Source organism: Paenibacillus sp. IHBB 3054 (assembly GCF_051594305.1).
GTDB lineage: Bacteria > Bacillota > Bacilli > Paenibacillales > Paenibacillaceae > Paenibacillus_AQ.
Genome location: NZ_JBOFBG010000044.1, coordinates 39,078 through 60,839 on the forward strand (window position 1 = coordinate 39,078; position 21,762 = coordinate 60,839).

Below are 21,762 nucleotides of genomic sequence, written 5' to 3' on the forward strand. Positions count from 1 at the left end.
ATCCAAAAAATTCTGTCCACGTTTCATTGAACCGTCTCTTCAAAATCAGGTCGCAAGGAGCAGCAGCCCCAGTCCTCCATGGTAACGGAATACTGGGGCTGCTATTGTTGAAGGTCCTACGTCCAGTGACCAGGACGGGCAAGCGCTGGAGGCAGCTTGGTTAAGGTATTGCCCTTGGCTGCATTAAGCTGTGCCTGTGTAAGAAACAGGCTGCCGGTCAGATCCGCTCCGCTTAGGTTAGTATCCCGGAAATCTGCGCCAATGAGGTCAGCAGCCTGCAGATTTGCTCCGCTGAGATCAGCAGCAATGAGATAGGCCCCCCGCAGGCTTACGCACCGCAGATCCGCACCCTTCAGTTTGGCTCCTATCAGATCCGCGCCGCGGCCATATTTTGCTTGTCGTTTGGGAACCGACTTCAGCTCCCGGCGGGCCGCATCACGCACAATTTCACTGGTACGCAGGAGCAGCTCGTTGACTTCCCCACGGTGTGCAGCAACATCCAGCTCCAGCAGCGCCTCGGCCTTCAGGTTCGTGAGCTGTTCGGTCTTCTCCAGAGCGGTTGACAGTGCACTATGAAGCGGGGCGGCCGACTGGAAATGGAGTGCTTCGGTGAGATACCACAGCAGTTCATGTAGCTGACGCATTACCGGGAATACCTCGAATATCTGTGATGATGTTTTGGGTGCCTGCCGCCAGTCCTTGCCGCCGTAGGTGATTTGGGATACCTTTTGGCCTGCCCCGAAGCAATCATACACCGTGCAGCCCCGAAAGCCCTTGTCTCTGAGAGCGGTATGAATACCGCAACGGAAGTCCGCTCGCAGATTGGGACAGGGCTGACCGGCATCCTTGTTCATCGCGAAGTCTACCGAAGCCGCGAAGGGCAGCGCCGCACAGCATAAGCCAAAACAGTTCTCGCAGTCTGATTGCAAATAGAGGGAAGCTCCGGCCGGGCCGGATGGTGAATAACTGTAATTGTGATTCTCTGACATGGGTATGCTCCTTACAATAATAAAAATTAAATACTCTTCAGCGTTAGAACAAAACTCCGCTCGAATGCAGCTTCACATGTTTCCTTCAGAGCAGCAGCGATGCCATCAGCTTTCCACACGCCGCTCAATCGCTTCGGACATCGTTTTGTCCGTAAGATGAGCATAGACTTCGGTAGTTTCGGTCGAAGCGTGTCCGAGCTGCTCCTTAGTTTTGTAGATATCATTTTGCAGATAATAGTCAGTGGCGAAAGAGTGCCTCAGCTTGTGCACAGTCAAATACGGCTTCCCGAAACGCTTGGCGTATTTGATAATCATCTCTTGGATCGCCCGTTTTGTCATCCGTTTCCCTTCCTGGCTGCCATTGGGCAATGCGATGAACAACGCCTTTTCCCTCTTTGGCGTCTTGTAGCGGGCCTGGCGGAGACTTAGATACAGCGAGAGATCATCCTTGGCCTGTTCGCGGAAATACACAGGTGTCTTGAAGGTCTCGTCATTGTTGCCCTTACGGTATACATAAAGCAGCTTGTTGTTCACATCCAGATCATCCACGTTGAGATTAACCACCTCGGATACACGCAAGCCGGAATTCAAGATCAGACTGGCGATGCAGGCATCCCGTTCCCGGTTCAACTGAAAGGAGTAATATGCCTGCTTATTAGCCTCAACGTCCCGGCCATAACCTTCATAGATGTAGCCCACAAATTCCAGTAGTTCCTCGTCTTCGAGAATTTTCCCCTTTAGCTTGGCTGCGGTATCCTTCGGTTTATGAATGCGTTTGATTTCCACCTTGGCCATAATATTGCGCTTCAGCAGCGGGTAGAAATTCTCATCTTCGGCAATCTGGCTCAGGTAATGGAAGAGGGAGCGCAGAGCGGACAGCTTGCGGGATACCGTCACCCTGGTGTTCGTTCCTTCGGCGCGGGTAGTTAAATGCAGCCGGTAGCCGACAATACTATCCATATGGAGTGTTTCCAGATCAAGCAGTGTAATTTCAGCATTGCTGGAAGCTGCCGACAGACCTTCACCGCGCAGCCAGCCGAAAAAGGACTCGTAATCACGGATATACTCCAGTAGCGTAGAAGGGGACAGGTCCGGACGCTTATAGTCAATGAATTGCTGTACAAACCATGGCATAAGATGCAGCCTCTGGTCGAGATTTTTCCGGTCGCTGTTCTTTTGGATGCTGATAACAATCACCTTTTTTCATAGTTTGCTTAGGTTTGGAGTGTTGCAGTCTAATCTATCTTATCATGTTTTGTGCTGTACCGGGAATGAGAGGCAGGCGGCTTGCTCCAGAAGTGACAAAGTTATATGATGTGAAGTAAACGTGAATGGCAGAGGTGAACCTAATGGAGCTTGGAATCGAACTGGTTCCCAAGGAGCAAAAGCAGACGATCAGCAGACTCATGCAATTCTATCTGTATGACTTTACCCGTTACCTGGATCTTGAGGTAGACCGTGATGGCGACTTTCCGGCGTATCCCGGGCTTGAAGCCTACTGGAACAGCGGCAACAATAAATTCGCTTATTTGTTTACGGTGGATGGGCATATTGCCGGATTCGCACTGGTGGACCGTCTGCTTCGCAACCCGGAAGGGCAGTACTACATGACTGAATTTTTGTGATGCAGAAATACCGCCACAGCGGTGTAGGCACATGGGCAGCCCACCGGTTGTTTGATATGTCCCGGGCGATTGGAAGGTCTCGCAGATCCGTGCGAATACACCTGCGCGTAACTTCTGGCACCGGGTGATCGGGTCCTATACAGGAGGCGAGTTCCAGAGCTGATGATTAGACGTTTCGAATGAGCAAAATGTTTCCAAATTTTATTCAATAATTATGTTAACTTAATTCGGCAACTGAATGATAAATCTAAAGCTTGGGATGCCCGCCGGGGCTATCTCAGGCTTTATTTCTGTTAGGAAATTATACAGTTTGGAAATGAGATTCCTTAAGAATGTCAAAATAATCACATCCCGCAGCAGTATAGTGCCATATAATGTATATTGAACACTGTTTAAAAACATTGCAGTGTTAAATTCACTGATCTAAACGCAAATGGAGGAATTTTGAAATCATGAGCAAAGAACAAAGGCAAGAGCAGGAACGCGAAGCGATGCGTCATTTGATTCTGACAACAGCCGGTGAGCTGGTGGCCGAGAAGGGGATCAAGCAGTTATCTATCCGCAAGATTGCTAAACGGATGGACTATTCCGCCGGAATCATTTATCACTATTTTCAGGGAAAGGAGGCTATTGTGGAGCAGCTTCTACAGCAGGGGTACAGGGAGTTGATTGATGGACTAACAGCCCGATTACACACTTCGCAGAATGAAGAATCGGCTGAGGAGAAGCTAAGCCAGTCGCTGTCGCAGTTCATTCGGGTGACAACAGCGGAGGAATCCCAGTACCGGAATGTGATGCTGAATGATTCACCAGCTGTGCTTAACCACACGGCAGTGCTGCATAAAGGGGCTGCACTGGAGCGCAATGCGATCAGCATGCTCTGCAGTATTCTTCGCCAATTCAAAGGGATCGATGCCCGTAAAGAGGAGGAAATGGAGCTTACCGCCCAGGTGATCTGGAGCGCGGCATTTGGACTGATCATGAGGCTGACCGTGCCGGAGGAGCAGAAGGAGGCCCTGATCGCGCGGCATGTTGAGGCCATGCTTCTAATGCGGGGGGGGCTGGAACGGTTCCGTCCTTTAAAAGGACGGCAAAGCCGTTTCTGCTTGACTATTCGACCAGGGGGAGACGCCGATGGAATATAGACGATCAGTTGGCATTTTAACGGGTTTAATTATTCTCCTTGCGATAATTGCGTCGGGGTACGGATTGCTGTCAGGTCACGGCCCGGAGGCGGCAAGAAGGTCTGAATCTTTTACCTCTATCTGGGGTGACAAGGTCGAATTATATGGTAGTGGGATATATAAACACGATTCAGTTTCCGCTGCTGCGCAGGCTATAGCCCAGGATGGAGTTACGCTGGTATTGGGGGTTCCTTTGCTGGTTGTGTCACTGGTTATGAGCTTCAAAGGGAGGGTCAGAGGACGTTTGCTGTTAGCTGGAGCTTTGGGATATTTTACATATACTTATGCGTCTTACAGCTTCCTGTCTATGTACAATCACCTGTTTCTAATCTATGTCATGTTGTTCTCAGCCAGCTTATTTGCTTTTATTCTGACACTGTTGTCCCTAGAGCGGGAGAAGGTAGAACGTTATTTTAAACACAGTTTACCGGCCACAAGCATCGGCGTTTTCCTGCTGTTTACCGCGTTTATGATTATGATGTTATGGCTGGGCAGGCTTGCTAGTTCTTTACGGCAAGGGACAGCCCCTGTAGGGTTGGAGCATTACAGCACATTAGTGATTCAGGCACTCGATTTAGCTATTGTTGTTCCGCTCACGGCAATTACCGGGGTACTGCTCATTCGCAGGCGGCCTTATGGTTATCTGCTTGCTTCTGTAGTCATAGTGAAAGCCGCTGCTCTCCTAACCTCCATCACAGCCATGATCATTGGGATGCTGAGGGCGGGAGTAAGTGTATCTACAGTAGAGTTGGTAGCGTTCCCTGCGTTTCATTTGGGTGTTATTGTTTGTTTGTACCTTGTATTGAGCAATGTACAGGAACCGGGATAGTCTTCAAACTCATTACCCATAGAATAGGGGCGGATATTATGAGGAATAGAACATTGATTATGTATGCCAGTAAATATGGATGTACAGAGAAGGCCGCAATGCTTTTGAAATCCAGGCTTGGAGAGGCTGAGGTTATGAATCTAAAATATGCCGAAGTGCCGGCTCTGGCTTCATATGACACGGTAATTCTGGGCAGCTCCATCTACTTTGGCAAAATCCGCAAGGAAATGGCGTTGTTTACGTCCAAATATCAGCAGGAGCTGTTAAACAAGCGGCTGGGGTTGTTCGTCTGTGCAGGAATGACAGGGGAGAAGGCGGAGGAGGAACTGAAGCAAGCTTATTCTGAGGTTTTGTACAACAAGGCACTCGCCAAGGAGATCCTGGGTGATGAGATTGATCCGGAGAAAATATCAAAATTGGACAGATGGATTCTGCGCATGGTCAAGGGGAAGGGGCACGAAGCTGGAACTGGATTATCGGTGGATAAGCTAGACAAATTCGTGCTTACAATGTCCCGGAGTTGAGGGGAAGCAAGCCAATGGCAAGGAGTATCATACGGATGCGATGAAAGAGCAAAAGAGCGGCAGCAAGAACAGATGATTCTGTTCAAATATAAGGATGTATAGGTTTCTGCTTGAAGTGCTGACGCTGTATTGATTTTGGGAAGGTAACGAATTCCATTCCTCTAAATAGCCCTCATAAGTCAACATAATAATAATTATGGTAACAACCTTCCGGTTTTGTCTAAAAGAAATAAATCACGAGCCGTCGGCATCAACGAATAAGTCCTCTTTCTCCACCTAACTATAAAAATTCATTATATGAAAAATTCACAATAGAAAAATCAAAACCTAATGCTCCATCTAGCCCATTCGCCCACCTACAACACATATCTTTACCTAATCACAATCACCAGGAAAAAGGATGAAATCACATAACGGGCGGCAAAAGTCAACGGATTCAATCGCGATGTACTTCCATTCAAGTATGCATGAGAGCTGTAAGCTGATCCGTCAGCATGGACGCCATCTCCAAGGATTTCAGCGCATGTTGTAAGGAAAGAGTTGAATCTGTTCCATTCTGCAGACACTGGAGAGCATGACGCAAGCTTTTTTCATAGGGATTGTTCGGGATTAGCGGAATATCCACTTGGCCCTCGGAAGTATAGCTGGTTAGGCTGGCCTCGATATTACCATCCGCAGTACTGCTCTCGTGGAATACCAGCTTCGCCTGCTCGAAATAAGCTTCGTAACCGACTGTAAAAGGATAAGCCCTAGGCATCTGCGAAGAAACAATCAGCTGTGTGCTCACCTCAGGTTGAAGGAAGGAGCATGCACCAGTGCCTGACCCTCATTACCTCCTGTGGTACCCCAGACCGCAGAGGGTGCAGGCGAATCCAGCAGCCAGGCTATGAAATCCAGATCATGAATCATCAGATTAGCTGCGATCATAGAGAGGCCCAAATCCCCCCATAGCGGAGCGGTTTCCCGACGCAAGGTGACATGTAGCAGCTTGCCGTAGCTAGCCTCCTGAACCGCTTTATACAAGTACTCATAGGCGTAATCTAATTTGATGAATTGATTGACGAGAATTCTGCGGCCGTATTGCTGCTCAGCATGGAGCATAGCCTGTACATCTTCCGACTCAAGGGCAACCGGCGTTTCGCAAAATACATGTTTGCCGCATCTCATCGCCTCCACAGCGTAAGTCTTATGCAGCGCATAGGGCAGGCAGATATCTATTACATCCATTCCGGGATCAGACATAATGTCTTCTATCGACATCGTAATCTCAACCCCCAGCTCTTCCCTCAGCTTCAGCAGCTTGGCTTCATTGCGTCCAAAGACCACCACTCGGTCTACGAACTCCAGCAGCTCCTCATCCTCCAGAATCTTGCCTTTCAGCTTGGCAGCCGTATCCTTCGGTTTATGAATCCGTTTGATCTCCACCTTGGCCATAATATTACGCTTAAGCAGCGGATAAAAGTCCTCATCCTCCGCAATCTGGCTCAGATAATGGAAGAGGGAGCGCAGAGCAGACAGCTTGCGGGATACTGTGACCCGGGTGTTCGTTCCTTCAGCGCGGGTAGTTAAATGCAGCCGGTAGCCGACAATACTGTCCATATGGAGTGTTTCCAGATCAAGCAGAGTGATTTCAGCATTGCTGCCTGCCGTTGACAGTCCTTCCACACGCAGCCACCCAAAAAAAGATTCATAATCGCGGATATACTCCAGTAAGGTGGAAGGCGACAGATCCGGCCGTTTATAGTCAATGAATTGCTGTACAAACCATGGCATAAGATGCAGCCGCTGGTCGAGATTTTTCCGGTCGCTATTTTTTTGGATGCTGATAACAATCACCTTTTTCATAGTTTGCTTAGGTTTGGAGTGTTGCGGTCTAATCTATCTTATCATGTTGTGTGCAGCACCGGGAATGACAGGCAGGCGGCTTGCTCCAGAAGTGACAAAGTTATATGATGTGAAGTAAACGTGAATGGCAGAGGTGAACCTAATGGAGCTTGGAATCGAACTGGTTCCCAAGGAGCAAAAGCAGACGATCAGCAGACTCATGCAATTCTATCTGTATGACTTTACCCGTTACCTGGATCTTGAGGTAGACCGTGATGGCGGCTTTCCGGAGTATCCCGGACTTGAAGCCTACTGGAACAGCGGCAACAATAAGTTCGCTTATTTGTTTACGGTGGATGGCCATATTGCCGGATTCGCACTGGTGGACCGTTTGCTTCGCAACCCGGAAGGGCAGTACTACATGACTGAATTTTTTGTGATGCAGAAATACCGCCGCAGCGGTGTAGGCACATGGGCAGCCCACCGGTTGTTTGATATGTTTCCGGGTGACTGGAAGGTGTCGCAGATCCGCGCCAATACGCCTGCCCGCAACTTTTGGCACCGTGTGATCGGCAGTTATACGCATGGAGAATTTAAAGAGCGCTTTAATCCAAAGCAAGGTAACCCAAGTCAGTACTTCAGTACATTAAGTATTAATAGGATTAAAAAATAAATTGCGCTTCACTCTAAGTGTTTTCATCCACAACGGTATATCTCATACTGTTTGAAACCGCAACTTTCGCTGTTTTCCAGCGTCTGGTAATCGAGGTGGTGTTAGATGGCCATGACGAAACAAAAATTGTGGATCGCCTGTATTGAGCTATCGTCCGCGTTATTTACGGGTTGTACCAATGATGATGACAAGCTTGCGAATGTGCCTCCTGATGCAGCGCAAGGTGCGGTTCAGCCCGGAGTATCCTCACCTTCTCAACCCTTGCCAACGGCAACTGCAAAGGGCAAGAGGGCTATTGTACAAGCCACAGATCAGCCTGCTGACAGGTCCATCGCACTAATGCAGGCTGACGTTCCGGAATATAGTGGCGGTGGGGGTCTTACATCATTGAAGGGGAAGAAGTTTCTGCTGATTTTTCCGCCCATCGGACCTTGCCGCTTGGAGTGTTGATGCCGGAAACGATGAAACGTTTTGAAGCCGGTGGGGTAACGGCCTGGGGGACTTCGGATGAGCAGAACTTTATTTCTCTCTTTGCCGAAGAAGCCGAGCTGAGTCTAACAAACAGTGATGCGGGGTTGCTTAGGTACAAGGAATATATGGGCAATTACAGGACTGGGAATGCGACGGTTGATGACTTTGATGGGGATTCCCTTTAAAGACGAGAAATGGGCCGGCTTTCAAGTGGATTATTACCTGATGGATGATGAAGGAAATATTGCCGACCGGGGATTCACGATTGTTTTGCTGCCTAACAAGCAGGGAGAATGGAAGATCGAAGACATCGACTAGCACAGGAAGCAAAAGGGGCAAACCTATCTGACTCATGCCAGCATAAGATGACGGCTCCATGATAGAGTATATGTAGACGTGCCGTCAGAATCCGGTGCGTCTTTTTTCTCGGAATATAATGTGGATTTGATAGAATCCAGCTACATGGAATGGACTATTTCCGAACTTCCTATACTTTAGTCTTCAACTGTTAGTTGACATATATAATATTATGTTAACCTAACATCCATTCAAGGAGGTTCCAAAATGGGGAACGTGAAATTTATTGATACCGACAAGGGGAGAACGATTGGTGAACTTCAAAGTGTATTTGAGCACAAAACACTCGTCTTATGGGCTGTTGATTGCGCTGAGCGGGTACTCCCGTTTTTTGAAGAGAGGCACCCGGATGATAAACGTCTTCGGGAAGCTATTGAGGCCGGGCGTGCCTGGGTGCGCGGTGAGTTAACGATGAGTGAAGCACGTAAAGCCGCTTTTGCCGCCCATGCAGCGGCCCGTGAGGCCGAAGGGGATGCTGCATGCGCCGCAGCCCGTTCTGCAGGCCAGGCCGCAGCCTCCGCTCATGTAGCCGGACATGCCGTTCACGCAGCTACCTATGCTGCCAAAGCTATAACCTACGGCTCTTACCCCGCAGATAGAAATAGCAACACGGCCATAGAACGTGAGTGGCAACTCCAGCACCTGCTTGATCTGAAGAGTGGAGGGGAGAAATGAGAACACGCAGATATTTTGGCATATGGATCGGCTTTATGCTTCTGATTCTTATGGGCTGCAGTAAAGAACTTGCAAGGGATGAACAAACTGCACATGACTATGTTAAGGCGCAAGGCTATAAGATCATCTCTACAGAAGATGAGGCTTTTGAATACACGTTGACCAAAAAGCTGCTGTATGGAAGCCCGGAATCGACCCCTTACCAGCAGATGTGGGGGGTTCAAGCCGTTTCCCCCGATGATTATATAGGCAAAAAAATAACCATTTATAAGTTCACCGTATCTAATCATCCGCTCGAAAAAATATATCTGACGGATACCACCAATGTTAACATCCTGATGGCCGATGGAGAAGTGATTGGCGGGACTTCGTTCCCGCTTAAAGAAGGCGAGTTGCTGATGGGCAGCGCCTATTCGTTGGACGGAAGGACGCTTGAAGAAGTGACAGGTCTAGCCTTTAAGGAATGGTCTGAGGATTGGAAAAAGAGATACGGTAATTAAACATCTATTTCATAAGGAGATTAGTCTGAAGCATCATTATCCACTATAGCTTGAGCAAGAGGTGTGATCTATACTTTATAGATCATGCCAGTGCTTGTGTAATCGTAATCGGCGTAAATTTGCTGATAACGGGGTTGATGCAGTGTATTGGAGCGGATTAACTCATAGAGCAGTACTTGGGCTAGCTTTGCATCGGTTGTTTTGTAGACGGTGTAAAGATAGCTATTTTATTATATGCACCGCTGCTGATCCATTCAAACGCTTCATGTATGTTGACAACACGAGTTGTACAGATATATATTTGAGTTGCGTATTAAACGTTGTTCAATAACATTACCTTGTTTAACAAATCGAATTATTGTAGTAGTTTGAAGGGAGTCACCATGAGCAAAGAAGGCCGGCAAGAGCGTGAACGGGAAGCCATGCGGACACTGATTCTGGAAACGGCAGGCCAACTAGTGGCCGAGAATGGAATACAGAAGCTGTCGATCCGCAAAATAGCCGAACGTATGGAGTATTCACCGGGGATCATTTATCACTATTTTGAGGGGAAAGAGGATATCATCGGGCAATTGCTGGAGCAAGGGTACCGCAATCTGCTTCAGAACCTGAACGCTGCCACGGCACATAACAGTGAAGAATTATTACCGGAGGAGGCGTTGAGCCGCTCGTTGTCGCAATTTATTCGCATGGCTATAAAGGAGGAGACACAATACCGCAATGTAATGCTTAATGATTCTGCGGCAGTCCTCAGGCATACTGCGGTGCTGCACATGGGGGCTTCACAGGAACGGAAAGCAATCGGCATGCTGTGTGCAACACTCCGCAGGTTCAAAGGCTTGGAGTCACAAAGTGAGCGCGAACTGGAGCTGACTGCCCAAGTCATTTGGAGTGCAGCCTTCGGGTTGATTATCAGACTGACTGTAGAGAATCCCCCGGAGGAACAGAAGGCAGCCCTCATTTCACGTCATTTGCAGGCGATGCTAGCGATAGCATCAGGATAATTCCCATTCTGAAAGCTGACAAGGAGCGGGTATAATGAAGACATTGATTTTGTATGCCACTAAATACGGGTGTACGGAGAAGGCAGCCTATCTCTTGAAATCCCAGCTGCGGGGCGAAGTGGAAGCGATCAATCTTAAGTACGTCAAAGTTCCACCGCTTACTGCGTATGACAATATTATTTTAGGCGGCTCCGTCTATTACGGGAAAATCCGCAAGGAAATGGCGCAATTCTCCCAAGATAATAAGGAGATGTTAAAGAGCAAACGTCTCGGGCTGTTCATTTGCGCAGGTTTGAAGGGAGAGCAGGCGGAGCAAGAGCTCAGAGTTGCTTTTCCTGAAGAATTGTACAGCAAGGCCCTTGTGAAGGAAGTATTCGGAGATGAGATTTATACCGATAAAATGTCTGCAACGGACAAATTAATCCTCCGGATCGCCAAAGGAAAAGAAAAAGGCAATACAGGGTTAGCATTGGACAGGATAACGAGCTTTGCTCATGCGATGAATTAACTCTTAAAAGAAGAAGAAGACGACTAGTTAACATAATTATTACTATGTTAACTAGTCGTCTTTGTTTAATGATCACTTATTCAATAGAGAATATGAATTAGATAAAGATAATTGGGCAGAAGGTAAAGGCAGCCACCTAATAGGTTGATTCCATTTATTGGTTAAAGAGGTTGCTTAAGACTAAAATAATGAGCAATGTGACAATTGTGTCATACTAAATTGAATATTGTTATGTTAAGCGATGGGAATTTGGATATGCCCCCCCTTATACTGGAAATTGTTATATGAGCTTATTTTCGAAAGGGGGCTATCCACTGATGAGTGATGTAATTAAAGCAATTATACTCGGCATAATTGAGGGCTTAACTGAATTTTTACCGGTATCGTCTACTGGACATCTTATTTTAGCAGGCAATTTGCTTAGCTTTGACGGAGACGCGGCAATCACATTTAAAATTGTTATACAGTTGGGTGCAGTGATGGCAGTTCTAATTCTTTATTGGAGAAGGTATTTGAAGATTGGGGCTAATATGATTAGAATGGATTTTTCCAAAAGTAAAGGATTAAATGTAATTCATATGATTTTGGCTATGTTACCAGCATTAATCCTATATCTTCTCTTCAAGGACACAATAAAAAGCAAATTATTCGGCCCAACCCCTGTCTTGATCGGTCTAGTTGTGGGTGGTGTGTTAATGATTATTGCAGCGAGGAGTAGGAGAACTGAAACCGCTGATACGATTGATGGGATTAATTATAAACAGGCTTTCGGGATTGGCCTGTTCCAGTGTTTGGCTTTGTGGCCGGGATTTTCGAGATCGGGTTCGACGATTTCGGGTGGTCTTTTGCTTGGCACTAGCCAAAAAGCCGCTGCAGATTTCACATTCCTTATTTCCGTGCCTGTAATGTTTGGTGCAAGCTTGTTGGATTTGTACGATAGCCGCGATTTGCTGAATTCTGACGATTTCTTACTAATGTTAATTGGCTTTACGACATCCTTTATTGTGGCAATGATTGCAGTAGTGACGTTCATCAAACTGATTAAACGACTTCGCTTGGAATGGTTTGCGCTATACCGTTTTGTCTTAGCTGCACTATTCTATTTAATCGTCATACTGTAACCAGTGTTGATTGGATTAACGGGCAGGATAACATAACCAAATACAACTGTATAACTCCATTATATTTGGTATAATCTTCGGTTGTTGAGGACCCGCCTTTCTTCATATCTGGAAGTTGTGTTGACACAAAAGTAATTAGGGACCATACTACATATATGAACAACAATAATAAAATAATAAATGACATTGACGCTATTCCCTCGCTTGTACAATCCAAGCGTCAGATTGATCGCTATAACCTAGACATAGACGCACAGGCTATACTCGTCGCGTCTAGGCTAATGGCAGCGGGAGCCAAGCTTGGGCATGCCTCGGAGATTCATTTCTCTAGATTCGGTTTATCAACAGGGCGATATCGTTTATTGGCAGATCTTGAAGACAACGAAGGAGAAGAGTTGCCTTCGCAATTAGCGGAGCATCTAGGCGTTACACGTGCTACAGTGACTGGTCTTATCGACATTCTTGAACGGGATGGCCTAGTATCTCGGCGATTAAGCTCAGACGATGGCCGTCAGAGATCGGTCATTTTGACGGAAGAAGGAGCGAAGAAGCTCCGTGAAATGGCTCCTGAGCATTTCGCTTGGCTGGAAGCAATGGTGGGCTTACTCAATATCGATGAGCGCAGCGTATTTCTCGACTTGCTAGGCCGAGTTACACAAGGGATCTCAGCACTTACGGGCGAACTAGGCTCGAAACCAAAAGGAAACATCAGTAATGAGTAGAATGGGCTAGTGATGCTAGCCTTTTTTTACTCTTATATAGTTAGGCGCCTAATTATATCTCACTGAAAGCAAACGTTGAACTATTTCAAAGAAGAAAGGAGCAACTAAATGAACCAGATGAAATACCCGAATCAGACAGATGATGTTTACGGCATCAAGGCTGTTGGTTCCAAGAAAAAGACTTTTGTACTATGGCGTGAAGTTGTAATGGCCTATGCTGCTCCTGCCATCATGGCAGGTATCGGGGGATTGGCTACTGCCGATAGGGGACTTCAAATTGGGGCATTGACCACAATCGGCGGTGCATCGGCCTTGATGGCCTTGATGATTGGCCTTTTGTTGAGCAGCCGGGTGGGCCAAATGCGATGGGTTATCGCTGCACCTCACTTGGTTGTGGTAGGAGTGTTCGCATTGGTCGGGTCCTCGTTTGGCTTATACGCCGCATGGGTGACATCTGTTTCACTAGAAATTATGATTCCGAGCAATCACTTGGCCTGGGCCGATCGTGTCTGGATCGATTTCCCGTTGTCTGGATTCATAGCAAGCACGATAGTGACATGGCGGTGGCGTCTTGCTGTCACAACTAATTTTTCATCCAAAAGGAGAAGAAAACAATGATAGTTATTATGGGAGCAACAGGTACAATTGGCAGTGCGCTTTTGGAACGTTTGGTTGATCTTGGCGTACCTGTCAGGGCGCTGAGCAGAGAGCCAGAGAAGTTGCGTGATCAGATCGGAGAAAAAGGCCGATCGACTATCGAGGTCGCATTGGTGGATGCTTCTGACCCCGAATCGCTGCGCCGCGCGTTTACAGGTGCTAGCCAGCTCTTCCTTGCCATGTCCAACAGTCCAAAACAAATCGAATTGGAAACTTCAATCATTCAGATTGCCGCTGAATCTGGAATCAAACACATCGTAAAAATATCCAGCCCTGCCTTTGAGCAGAGCTCTCCAGTGGCAGTGGCGGGCTGGCATCAAGAAATCGAGAAAACGCTGAGGGAATCGGGTCTTACACACACCGTGTTGCGCCCTTATGCGTTCATGCAAAACTTATTGCGCCTTGCACCAACGATCACAACCCAAAATGTATTTTTCGGCTCCATGGGCGATTCACCGTGTAACTTCATTGACTGTCGCGATATCGCAGATGTTGCCGCAGAAGTTCTAACCAACCGCGAGGTAACAGGCCGAATATATACGCTTACTGGTTCGGAGGTTTTCAGTTATTCCCAGATCGCGAGTCAACTATCCGCCTTGCTTAATCGGCCGATAAGTTACATCAACATGGAACCCCAAGTATTACTCCGTAATCTTATCGAGCACGGGCATATGCCTCCTTGGCTCGCGAACCACGTTGTGGAAATTCAAACTATGTCTACGGTGGTGCCAGAAAGTCCAAATGACACTGTGAAGTGCTTGCTCGGCAGAGAACCACGCACGCTTGACGCCTTTCTGCATGAGCGTGTAGAAAATTTCCGGTAGAGGCGGAGTCCACCTATTTTGAAATTTGTGTCGTTGGCAGCATTTTATTCCGATCTCAGACAGGTCATTAAGCTAAAGGAATCCGTTAGCGCAAAAAAATAGCGGCAGACTAGGACTTTATTTCGTCCATGGCTGCCGCCGTTTCTTTTATTTAGCCCAGTCTGATACTTGATTTATAGATAATATTTCAACATATGAATAATTCACAATAGAAAATCCTTTACTACACCGTTCCCTTGATACTCTAGAGCATACCCTACACACACCGAACTTGCATACTAAACCCAGGAAAAAGACCGGGGCACAACCCCGATCATTAAACATTAATTCACTGATTTCGTGCTTAGTCTGTAGAGCCGGTTAACCGCTGCTTCAAATCAAGCGCTATTTCCATGGACTGGAGTGCTAGATTCAGCGAAAGGACGGATTCCGAGCCGTCTTGTAAACAGTGAATCGCATGCTGGAGACTTTGCTTGTATGGATCTTGTTTCTCCAGAACGATCTCTTGCTTGCCGGCCTTGCTGTATTCATACAACGCAGTATCGATGTTTCCCTGCATGTCATCACTTTCATGAAAGACCAGCTTCGCCTGTTCAAAGTAAGCCTCATATCCAACTGTAAAGGGGTAAGAATCAGGCATAAGCGAAGAAACGGTAACTTCCGCCGAGACCCCGGATTCCTCAAAGGATACACGAACCAGCGCTTGTTCCTCCTTGCCGCCATTTGTTCCCCATACGGAGGAGGGAGCAGTTGAACCCAGCAGCCAGGTGATGAAATCCAGCTCATGGATCATCAGATTTGTAGGGAGGGTGTCAAGCCCCAGATTCCCCCAAAGTGGTGGGGTTTCTCTTTTGACAGACACATGCAGCAGCTTGCCATACTTCTCCTGTCGTGCGGATTCATACAGATATTGATAGGCCGGATCAAATTTGATGAACTGATTGACGAGAATTCGTTTCCCATATTGAAGCTCAGCCTCTCCCATTGCCGTCGCATCTTCTAAGCTTAGCACAACCGGAGTTTCACAAAATACATGTTTGCCGGCTTTCATTGCCTCTAGAGTGTATTTCTTATGTAGTGGGGAAGGTAGACAGTTATCAATAATATCCAGTCTGGAATCTTGCATAATGTCCTCTATAGACGATGTGATCTCAACCCCAAGCTCTTCCTTCAGCTTTTGCAGCTTGTCTTCGTTCCTCCCGAAGATGACAACCCGGTCAACGCTATCCAGTTTCTTTAATATGGCGGCATGATATGCTCCGAAACCTGTTCCTAATATGCCAATATTCATTTACAGCAGCTCCTTCTCTCTGATATATTTCATAGTACACTGCTATTGTTGACAACAGAGTGGCAAGAATTCGAGAAGCTTTATAACCCTTGAAATTTCGTGGGTAGGATAGGAGGGAATATATGCGCTTGCATCGCTTGATTGGGATATTGTTACTGGTAGAATCCAGGGGGAAAATGAAAGCAAGTGACTTGGCGGCCGCACTAGAAACCTCGGTACGATCCATTTATAGAGACATAGACGTTCTGGCGGAGGCTGGAATTCCCATGATATCTGCACCTGGACCGAATGGCGGGATTTCGCTAATGGAGGGCTACACGGTCAACCTGCGGCAGCTGCACGGGGACGAGATGATTCAGCTCTATTTAACGGGAATGGGCTTTCAATCAGGAAGGAACAGCGAGTCGGGCCTCAAGTTGAGGAACGCGTTATTAAAGCTGGAAAAGTCCTTGCCAGCCGCTTATCAGGAGGATATCCGCAAAGCCCAAAATGTCTTTTATTTCGATGATACCCCTTGGTGGACGGAACAGAATGCGGTGCCGTGTCTGGAGACTCTGCGTGCTGCACTGTGGAAATCACAAAAGATTAGCGTTCAATACCGAAAGGTCAATAACGAAATTTCTTCCCGGTTACTGCTGCCCTACGGCCTCGTAGTCAAACAAGGGGCTTGGTATCTGGTCGCTTATTGCGAGGAGGCAGAGGGGATGCGCACCTTTAAATGCGAGCGGTTCGAAGCGGTACAATTACTGGAAGAAGTATATGGAATCCCGGCGGAGTTTTCTTTGGAGAAGTATTGGAGCAGCGGGGAGGAGAGCTTTAAACAAAGCCGGAGGGCTGAAGAACACTATCCGGTAGTCCTTCGCATAGAAAAGAGTAAGCAGGAAATTGTGAACAGGCTTGAGGTTATGCATAAGGGTGAAGAGGATGGATTTCTTGTGCTGACCGTAAATATGTACAGCTATGAAAATGCCTGTCTGAAGGCGCTGGCGCTGCTCACCGATATCGAGATTCTTGAGCCGCCCTTACTTAGAGAGTACATTAAGGAGAAAATAACTGCTTTGCAGCATAAGTATCTATGATGAAGCTTAGCAAATAGTTACTGGAATATAAATGATTTGCAACTATAATTATACATTATACTCAAAAGCTTATGCGATAATTTAAGCATTGACATTTTATCAATCCTATTGGGGTCAATGCGAGGAGGAGTGATGTGAACAAAATTGCTATCGCTATAGCAGCAGGAGGTATTTTACTTAGCGGATGTACAACGGACAAGTCCCAGAATGCGGAGCAGAATAATAGTACGGTTGATCATAAGATTCTTTTGACAGAAGTTAAAGCTCAGAAAATCGCTGTGTACGGGGTCAGCAAGCCAGAGAGCGGTTACTCCCCGTTGACAGTTCAACTCGATAATGGATTATCCTTTTAAGTTCAATGAAAGTGATGCAGGTATATGGTTTGATCAACTGGTTGTCGGGAACATTGTCAGATACTTCATTCAGGATCATGTACTTATGGCTGAACTGTCTATCCAGATTGCCCCCGGGATGTTCATTGGAAATGTGTTGATGAGATATGCTTACGTGAACGGAACTCTTGAACCGGCTGACATTGGATACCAGAAAAAAGTTTATAAGATTAAGGTTACATAAATAATATTATGTTGACAACAACTAAATGGGGTGGGATTTTGTTTAGAGATATCCAACATGCGTGGAACCCGACTCAAGAGGAAATTAAAATATGGGCATATAGTGATGAGCGGATTCCAAGCCAAGACTGGGAGTTAGCGGTTAATGATTTTGAAAATATACCCATGATATGTAGTTTTATTGATGATGATAAATGCCAGAAAAAAACCTTTTTTCTAAGCAGTCTTTACGTTTTTACAGGTGACATTGTTGCATCAGAGATAGAAAGTGATATAGCTGATCTAACTTCATTATTGGACAAAGTTGAAAAAGGTGCAAAAACAGAGGAGCTTAAAACTTGGATTTATCGTTCAAAACACTTGATAAGCTATCCGCAAGAATATGATTACGATTACTGGGGGCTATTTTCAAAGTATGTCTTTAATGTGTGATTAAACGAACAAATTCCACTCTGCGTGTGCACCATTAGTAAACCCGGACAAGCCTCTAAGCTTATCCGGGTTTTTGGTTTCTATACGTTTACATCACCAGCGCCCATTTCTCTGATCTTAAGTCGTTTGTGGGCGGTAATGAGGAAAGGCAGTCCCAAGGCGGTGGTTAAGGCCAGGGGCACAAAGACAGCCGGTCCATTCACGGCGCCGAATTGATCCAGCAGCAGTCCCCCCAGAATAGGAGCGATTACATTGCCGAGATTATTAAAGCCTATGGTTCCGAAATACGTACCTTTCCATTCCGGTTTGGCAATCCGGTCAATGAGCATGTCCATCATCGTAAAGAGCAGTACCTCGCCAATGGTGAATAATACGACACTGAACATCAGCAGTGCCACTCCACCGGCAATTCCGAACAGCAGCAGGCTCAGCGCTACGCAAAGATTCCCGAGAATCAAAGGGACAATCGGTGAGAATCGGCTTGCCGTGCGGACAATCGGGTACTGGACCACCAGTACGGTTACGGCATTAAGGGACAGCATATAGGAGAATACCTGTCCTCCGTTCGTGAAATGGGTATTCATTGCTAAATACTGGGCCAGTGTGGAGCTGAAATGCCCATATCCCAGCACACAGAAGATGGTACCCAGCAGTACGGGCAGGAATACCCGGTCCCGGGTGGTTGTTGCCAGCGCTTCGCGCAGCTTCGGAGCACGGACTTCGGAACGCTGCGGAAGAGTGGAATGATGGATGCGGAACTGCATAAACAGCACAAGCCCATAGGCGATATAGACAATTCCGGCAATCAGAAACGGGAAGGTCGATTTTGCAGATCCCAGCTGCAGGCCAATAATCGGACCAAAAACAACACCCAGATTGACGGCGGCGTATCTTAAATTGAACACGAGCAGTTTATGGTCCGGTGGGGTAATATCCGACAGCAATGCGCGAGTAGTAGGTTCAAATACGGCACGACATAGGCCGTTTAGTGTATTAACCAGGAAGAATACCCATAAATGCTGGGCGGCAGAGAAGCCGAAGAATACACAGGCCCAGCCGAAGACCGAGACCAGCATTACGATTTTACGCCCGATAACATCGGAGATATAACCTCCATAGAAACTGACCAGGACGCCAGCCAGTGAGCTGACAGCTACCGTAAAACCAGTCTGTGTCGCGGAAGCGCCAAGCACCTGGGTGAGATAGATGGATAAGAAGGGGATGCTCATGGAGGTAACCAGGCGTCCAAACATTGTCCCGATAATAATGGTCCAGGCTAAGGGATGGATGTGCTGCAAATGTTGTTTCATATAATGTGAATCTCCTACTCTGGTTGCTGAATTTTTAAACCTGCTAATCGAAGCTGCTTTATGTATAATTGTAATGATAAAAGGGGGAAGTAAAAGTGTAAGGTTTGCGTTCCCCGTTTCACCTTTAAAGGAGCATGGATCATGGACAATAACGTCACACATTTTTTACGGGTTGCCTCGGAGATTAATAATCCCTTTAATATTCATGTGCCTATTCCGGTGACAATTGAGCTGCTGGCATCTGTGCTGTGCTGCACGCCACGCAACGTGAAATTTATTTTGCGCAAGCTCGAGGAGAAGGGGTTCATCCAGTGGCAGGCAGGGCGGGGAAGAGGCCACACCTCGGCGATGACTTTTTTACGCACTGTGGAAGAGATATTGGAGAATTATCTTTTGGAGCTGATTAGCAGCGGGAAAATAAAGCAGGCAATCGAGTTAATTGGGCTGCCTGAGGTCAAAGGTCCGCTAAAAGAAAGGTTATTAACCTTGTTAAATAAACAGATGGGCTATCAGAGTGAGACAGAATCGACCACAGGACTTGATGTCCTGCGGATTACCCGCAACCGCAGCATGGAGAAGCTTGACCCCGCTTTTGTGTACACAGCTTTTGAAGCCTATCTGATCGGACAAATCTGCAGTACTTTAGTTACATATGATGCCGTCAGCGATTCCTTTCATCCGGCTCTGGCCCATATGTGGGAAGCGAATGAGGACCATACCAGCTATATCTTCTATTTGCGCAAAGGTGTTCGTTTCCATCACGGCAGAGTGATGACCTCGCGGGATGTGAAAAGTACGCTGCAGCGGCTGGTGGAGCTGGACAGTTCGGCATTATGGCACTTTCGGGGGATTGAAGAAGTAGAGCTTGAGGGGGATCACCGGATCCGCTTCAATCTGTCATCACCCAATCTCTTTTTTCTTCATCTCTTAAGCTCCATTCACATGTCGATTCTGCCCTTTGATGCTGATAATGACCAGGAACCCCTTGGAACAGGTCCCTACCGGCTGATGAATTTGAATGAAGATGTGCTTGTGCTTGCAGCCTTTGATGATTACTACAGCATTCGTCCGCTCTTGGACCGGGTCGAAATCTGGTATTTGCCGAATCAGGGCTCCGGTGCACGCCAATACCAGCTGCCGGATGCCGCAGTTTCAGGCTCCTATTCGGATGGTTGCTCTGGCAACAGTATTGATTACCCGGCGCTGGGTTGCAGATATATTATCGTGAATTTTCGCAAAGAGGGCATTCAGCACAATCTGCTTTTTCGCCAGGCGATGCGTCTTCTATATGATCCATCTGCGCTGATCAAGGAACTGGGCGGTAACCGGATTACACCGGCGGACAGCTTCCTGCCTTGGAACAGCCGCCGCATAATCTGGAAAGAGTATTCGCTTGAAGAGGCGGCGAAGCTGCTGGAATCCAGCGGTTACAGCGGAGAAGAGATTACGCTTGCTTATGTTCCCAGAAAGGATGAGCTTGAAGAAGCTTGGTGGCTGCAGCAGCGTGCGGAGCGAATCGGTCTGCATATTTGTCTGATATCATACAAGGAATACAACATGGAGGAAGTCAAGCAGCAAGCGGATTTCCTGTTTGCGGAAGAGGTGCTCGAAGATGATTGGCAGTGGGGAATGATTAATTACTTTGTGAACAAGTCCAACCATCTGCACGCGTTGCTTCAGGACAGTCAGCGGGACCAATTACAGCGGGAACTGGAGCATTTTGCAGAATTGTCTGCAGAAGGCAGAGGCGAACTTCTGGAGGGGACGGAAGCGATTCTGCGCGAGAATTGTTGGGTCCTCTATGGCTGTCATATGAACAAAAGAGCCCAGCTCAATCAGAGTCTGTTCGGCTTGCATACGGGATCCTTTGGTTTTCTGGACATCTCCAGGCTGTGGATCAAACCGGGTTTCCCGGAGACCCGTATGTGAAGCATGACTAAACCTGCCTGATCCACAATAAAACAGGAAAGAAAAGTCTGGTAATTTCTCTTTATTCCATGTGCTCCCGCTTATATCATTAGGCATATGCCTGATTGGAAAAGGGAGGGCCTTATGTTATCCAAGCTGACTGCCCGCAAAAAAATAGCCTTTCTTTTACTTGGAATCTTACTTGCTTCCGATGTACTACTTGTCCTACTTGGGCTGTTGAATTATTCGCCTGGACCGCGGCTTCACCCATCGGGGGGATATATTGTCCTCTATCATGTAATCCTGCTAAGTGTGTCACTGGTTCTGCTCCAAAAACAGCTGCTCCTGATCCTGACAGTTTCCTTAATCCTATTGCTGTTCGGGGTGAAATACTTTTGTTCGTCGTTTATGGGCTGGCAATATGAATATTTGCCTTCCCCCCGGAATCAAGAACTGCTGGTTGTGAAATACCGGATCGCCACACTAGGGGAAAGCCAATATTTCGCTGAATTTTACCGGAGCCGGTATTTTGGATTATTCATGCATAAGCTGGAAAATCAGGACTACTGGGTTATGATTCGCGGTGAGGATCGGGATCCGGATAAGGTGCTTGGGCTGAGCAGTCCCACCTGGAAGCATGAGCGGGAAGTGATTCTGGATACGGCAAGCGGGGATCATAC

General features: G+C 47.1%; 28 protein-coding genes. 22 read left to right on the forward strand and 6 right to left on the reverse strand.

The window, feature by feature from the left end; all coding sequences use genetic code 11:
* Positions 1-116 precede the first annotated feature (116 nt).
* Both ACQ76X_RS30540 and xerS read right to left on the reverse strand, forming a co-directional pair.
* Complete coding sequence (locus ACQ76X_RS30540; protein ID WP_438497506.1) at positions 117-989, reverse strand: pentapeptide repeat-containing protein; 873 nt, start codon at positions 987-989, stop codon at positions 117-119.
* Positions 990-1,094: 105 nt separating this feature from the next.
* Complete coding sequence (gene xerS / locus ACQ76X_RS30545) at positions 1,095-2,177, reverse strand: tyrosine recombinase XerS (protein ID WP_438497535.1); 1,083 nt, start codon at positions 2,175-2,177, stop codon at positions 1,095-1,097.
* A 143-nt stretch (positions 2,178-2,320) separates the two neighbouring features.
* On the opposite strand from xerS, the gene ACQ76X_RS30550 reads away from it, so the two are divergent.
* The 4 genes from ACQ76X_RS30550 (at position 2,321) to ACQ76X_RS30565 (ending at position 5,151) form a co-directional block, all read left to right on the forward strand.
* The gene (locus ACQ76X_RS30550) at positions 2,321-2,614 is read left to right on the forward strand and encodes a hypothetical protein (protein WP_438497507.1); all 294 of its coding nucleotides are present in this window, start codon (positions 2,321-2,323) and stop codon (positions 2,612-2,614) included.
* Between the two features lie 452 nt (positions 2,615-3,066).
* On the forward strand, positions 3,067-3,759 hold the full coding sequence (locus ACQ76X_RS30555; protein WP_438497508.1) for a TetR/AcrR family transcriptional regulator: 693 nt from the start codon (positions 3,067-3,069) through the stop codon (positions 3,757-3,759).
* On the forward strand, positions 3,749-4,627 hold the full coding sequence (locus tag ACQ76X_RS30560; RefSeq protein WP_083675979.1) for a hypothetical protein: 879 nt from the start codon (positions 3,749-3,751) through the stop codon (positions 4,625-4,627). The genes ACQ76X_RS30555 and ACQ76X_RS30560 overlap by 11 nt, the downstream gene beginning before the upstream one ends.
* 38 nt (positions 4,628-4,665) lie before the next feature.
* Positions 4,666-5,151, forward strand: a complete 486-nt coding sequence (locus tag ACQ76X_RS30565; protein WP_438497509.1) for a flavodoxin domain-containing protein — start codon at positions 4,666-4,668, stop codon at positions 5,149-5,151.
* A 457-nt stretch (positions 5,152-5,608) separates the two neighbouring features.
* On the opposite strand, the gene ACQ76X_RS30570 is transcribed toward ACQ76X_RS30565, so the two are convergent.
* On the reverse strand, positions 5,609-5,908 hold the full coding sequence (locus ACQ76X_RS30570; RefSeq protein ID WP_438497510.1) for a hypothetical protein: 300 nt from the start codon (positions 5,906-5,908) through the stop codon (positions 5,609-5,611).
* A gap of 26 nt (positions 5,909-5,934) precedes the next feature.
* Positions 5,935-6,978 (reverse strand): Gfo/Idh/MocA family oxidoreductase, encoded by a 1,044-nt coding sequence (locus ACQ76X_RS30575; RefSeq protein ID WP_438497536.1) that lies wholly within the window; start codon positions 6,976-6,978, stop codon positions 5,935-5,937.
* Positions 6,979-7,120: 142 nt separating this feature from the next.
* Between ACQ76X_RS30575 and ACQ76X_RS30580 the strand changes: the two genes are divergently transcribed.
* The 12 genes from ACQ76X_RS30580 to ACQ76X_RS30635 all read left to right on the forward strand — a co-directional run bounded on the left by ACQ76X_RS30580 (position 7,121) and on the right by ACQ76X_RS30635 (position 14,487).
* Positions 7,121-7,648, forward strand: a complete 528-nt coding sequence (locus ACQ76X_RS30580) for a GNAT family N-acetyltransferase (RefSeq protein ID WP_438497511.1) — start codon at positions 7,121-7,123, stop codon at positions 7,646-7,648.
* Positions 7,649-7,759: 111 nt separating this feature from the next.
* Positions 7,760-8,098: a hypothetical protein gene (locus ACQ76X_RS30585; protein WP_438497512.1), complete on the forward strand. Its 339-nt coding sequence runs from the start codon at positions 7,760-7,762 to the stop codon at positions 8,096-8,098.
* A complete protein-coding gene (locus tag ACQ76X_RS30590) occupies positions 8,098-8,304 on the forward strand; it encodes a hypothetical protein (protein WP_438497514.1) in 207 nt (68 codons plus the stop codon). Before ACQ76X_RS30585 ends, ACQ76X_RS30590 begins: the two co-directional genes overlap by 1 nt.
* Positions 8,276-8,437, forward strand: coding sequence for a hypothetical protein (locus tag ACQ76X_RS30595; RefSeq protein ID WP_438497515.1), 162 nt, complete (start codon positions 8,276-8,278; stop codon positions 8,435-8,437). The genes ACQ76X_RS30590 and ACQ76X_RS30595 overlap by 29 nt, the downstream gene beginning before the upstream one ends.
* 246 nt (positions 8,438-8,683) lie before the next feature.
* A complete protein-coding gene (locus tag ACQ76X_RS30600; RefSeq protein ID WP_438497516.1) occupies positions 8,684-9,151 on the forward strand; it encodes a putative immunity protein in 468 nt (155 codons plus the stop codon).
* On the forward strand, positions 9,148-9,651 hold the full coding sequence (locus tag ACQ76X_RS30605) for a hypothetical protein (protein WP_438497517.1): 504 nt from the start codon (positions 9,148-9,150) through the stop codon (positions 9,649-9,651). The genes ACQ76X_RS30600 and ACQ76X_RS30605 overlap by 4 nt, the downstream gene beginning before the upstream one ends.
* A gap of 383 nt (positions 9,652-10,034) precedes the next feature.
* Entirely contained in the window at positions 10,035-10,655 is a 621-nt protein-coding gene (locus ACQ76X_RS30610; protein WP_438497518.1) for a TetR/AcrR family transcriptional regulator, read from the forward strand.
* A gap of 34 nt (positions 10,656-10,689) precedes the next feature.
* Complete coding sequence (locus tag ACQ76X_RS30615; RefSeq protein WP_438497519.1) at positions 10,690-11,163, forward strand: flavodoxin domain-containing protein; 474 nt, start codon at positions 10,690-10,692, stop codon at positions 11,161-11,163.
* A 317-nt stretch (positions 11,164-11,480) separates the two neighbouring features.
* Complete coding sequence (locus tag ACQ76X_RS30620; protein WP_438497521.1) at positions 11,481-12,284, forward strand: undecaprenyl-diphosphate phosphatase; 804 nt, start codon at positions 11,481-11,483, stop codon at positions 12,282-12,284.
* Between the two features lie 155 nt (positions 12,285-12,439).
* The gene (locus tag ACQ76X_RS30625) at positions 12,440-13,006 is read left to right on the forward strand and encodes a MarR family winged helix-turn-helix transcriptional regulator (RefSeq protein WP_438497522.1); all 567 of its coding nucleotides are present in this window, start codon (positions 12,440-12,442) and stop codon (positions 13,004-13,006) included.
* A 108-nt stretch (positions 13,007-13,114) separates the two neighbouring features.
* Positions 13,115-13,624 carry a hypothetical protein gene (locus tag ACQ76X_RS30630; RefSeq protein ID WP_438497523.1) on the forward strand — a complete coding sequence of 170 codons (510 nt, stop codon included), beginning with the start codon at positions 13,115-13,117 and terminating at the stop codon, positions 13,622-13,624.
* On the forward strand, positions 13,621-14,487 hold the full coding sequence (locus ACQ76X_RS30635) for an SDR family oxidoreductase (RefSeq protein ID WP_438497524.1): 867 nt from the start codon (positions 13,621-13,623) through the stop codon (positions 14,485-14,487). The genes ACQ76X_RS30630 and ACQ76X_RS30635 overlap by 4 nt, the downstream gene beginning before the upstream one ends.
* A gap of 343 nt (positions 14,488-14,830) precedes the next feature.
* On the opposite strand, the gene ACQ76X_RS30640 is transcribed toward ACQ76X_RS30635, so the two are convergent.
* On the reverse strand, positions 14,831-15,778 hold the full coding sequence (locus tag ACQ76X_RS30640; protein WP_438497525.1) for a Gfo/Idh/MocA family protein: 948 nt from the start codon (positions 15,776-15,778) through the stop codon (positions 14,831-14,833).
* 122 nt (positions 15,779-15,900) lie between these two features.
* Here ACQ76X_RS30640 and ACQ76X_RS30645 point away from each other — a divergent pair, with 122 nt between their 5' ends.
* From ACQ76X_RS30645 to ACQ76X_RS30660, 4 genes are all read left to right on the forward strand, one after another.
* Positions 15,901-16,857, forward strand: coding sequence for a helix-turn-helix transcriptional regulator (locus ACQ76X_RS30645; protein ID WP_438497526.1), 957 nt, complete (start codon positions 15,901-15,903; stop codon positions 16,855-16,857).
* Positions 16,858-16,991: 134 nt separating this feature from the next.
* The gene (locus ACQ76X_RS30650) at positions 16,992-17,210 is read left to right on the forward strand and encodes a hypothetical protein (RefSeq protein ID WP_438497527.1); all 219 of its coding nucleotides are present in this window, start codon (positions 16,992-16,994) and stop codon (positions 17,208-17,210) included.
* A gap of 85 nt (positions 17,211-17,295) precedes the next feature.
* Positions 17,296-17,433 carry a hypothetical protein gene (locus tag ACQ76X_RS30655; RefSeq protein WP_438497528.1) on the forward strand — a complete coding sequence of 46 codons (138 nt, stop codon included), beginning with the start codon at positions 17,296-17,298 and terminating at the stop codon, positions 17,431-17,433.
* 38 nt (positions 17,434-17,471) lie between these two features.
* On the forward strand, positions 17,472-17,864 hold the full coding sequence (locus tag ACQ76X_RS30660) for a hypothetical protein (protein WP_438497529.1): 393 nt from the start codon (positions 17,472-17,474) through the stop codon (positions 17,862-17,864).
* A gap of 80 nt (positions 17,865-17,944) precedes the next feature.
* Here ACQ76X_RS30660 and ACQ76X_RS30665 read toward each other — a convergent pair whose 3' ends face one another.
* Positions 17,945-19,174: an MDR family MFS transporter gene (locus ACQ76X_RS30665; protein ID WP_438497530.1), complete on the reverse strand. Its 1,230-nt coding sequence runs from the start codon at positions 19,172-19,174 to the stop codon at positions 17,945-17,947.
* Between the two features lie 141 nt (positions 19,175-19,315).
* On the opposite strand from ACQ76X_RS30665, the gene ACQ76X_RS30670 reads away from it, so the two are divergent.
* The gene (locus tag ACQ76X_RS30670) at positions 19,316-21,103 is read left to right on the forward strand and encodes an ABC transporter substrate-binding protein (RefSeq protein ID WP_438497531.1); all 1,788 of its coding nucleotides are present in this window, start codon (positions 19,316-19,318) and stop codon (positions 21,101-21,103) included.
* 123 nt (positions 21,104-21,226) lie between these two features.
* The coding region (locus tag ACQ76X_RS30675) for a hypothetical protein (protein WP_438497532.1) at positions 21,227-21,762 on the forward strand (536 nt) is incomplete at its 3' end.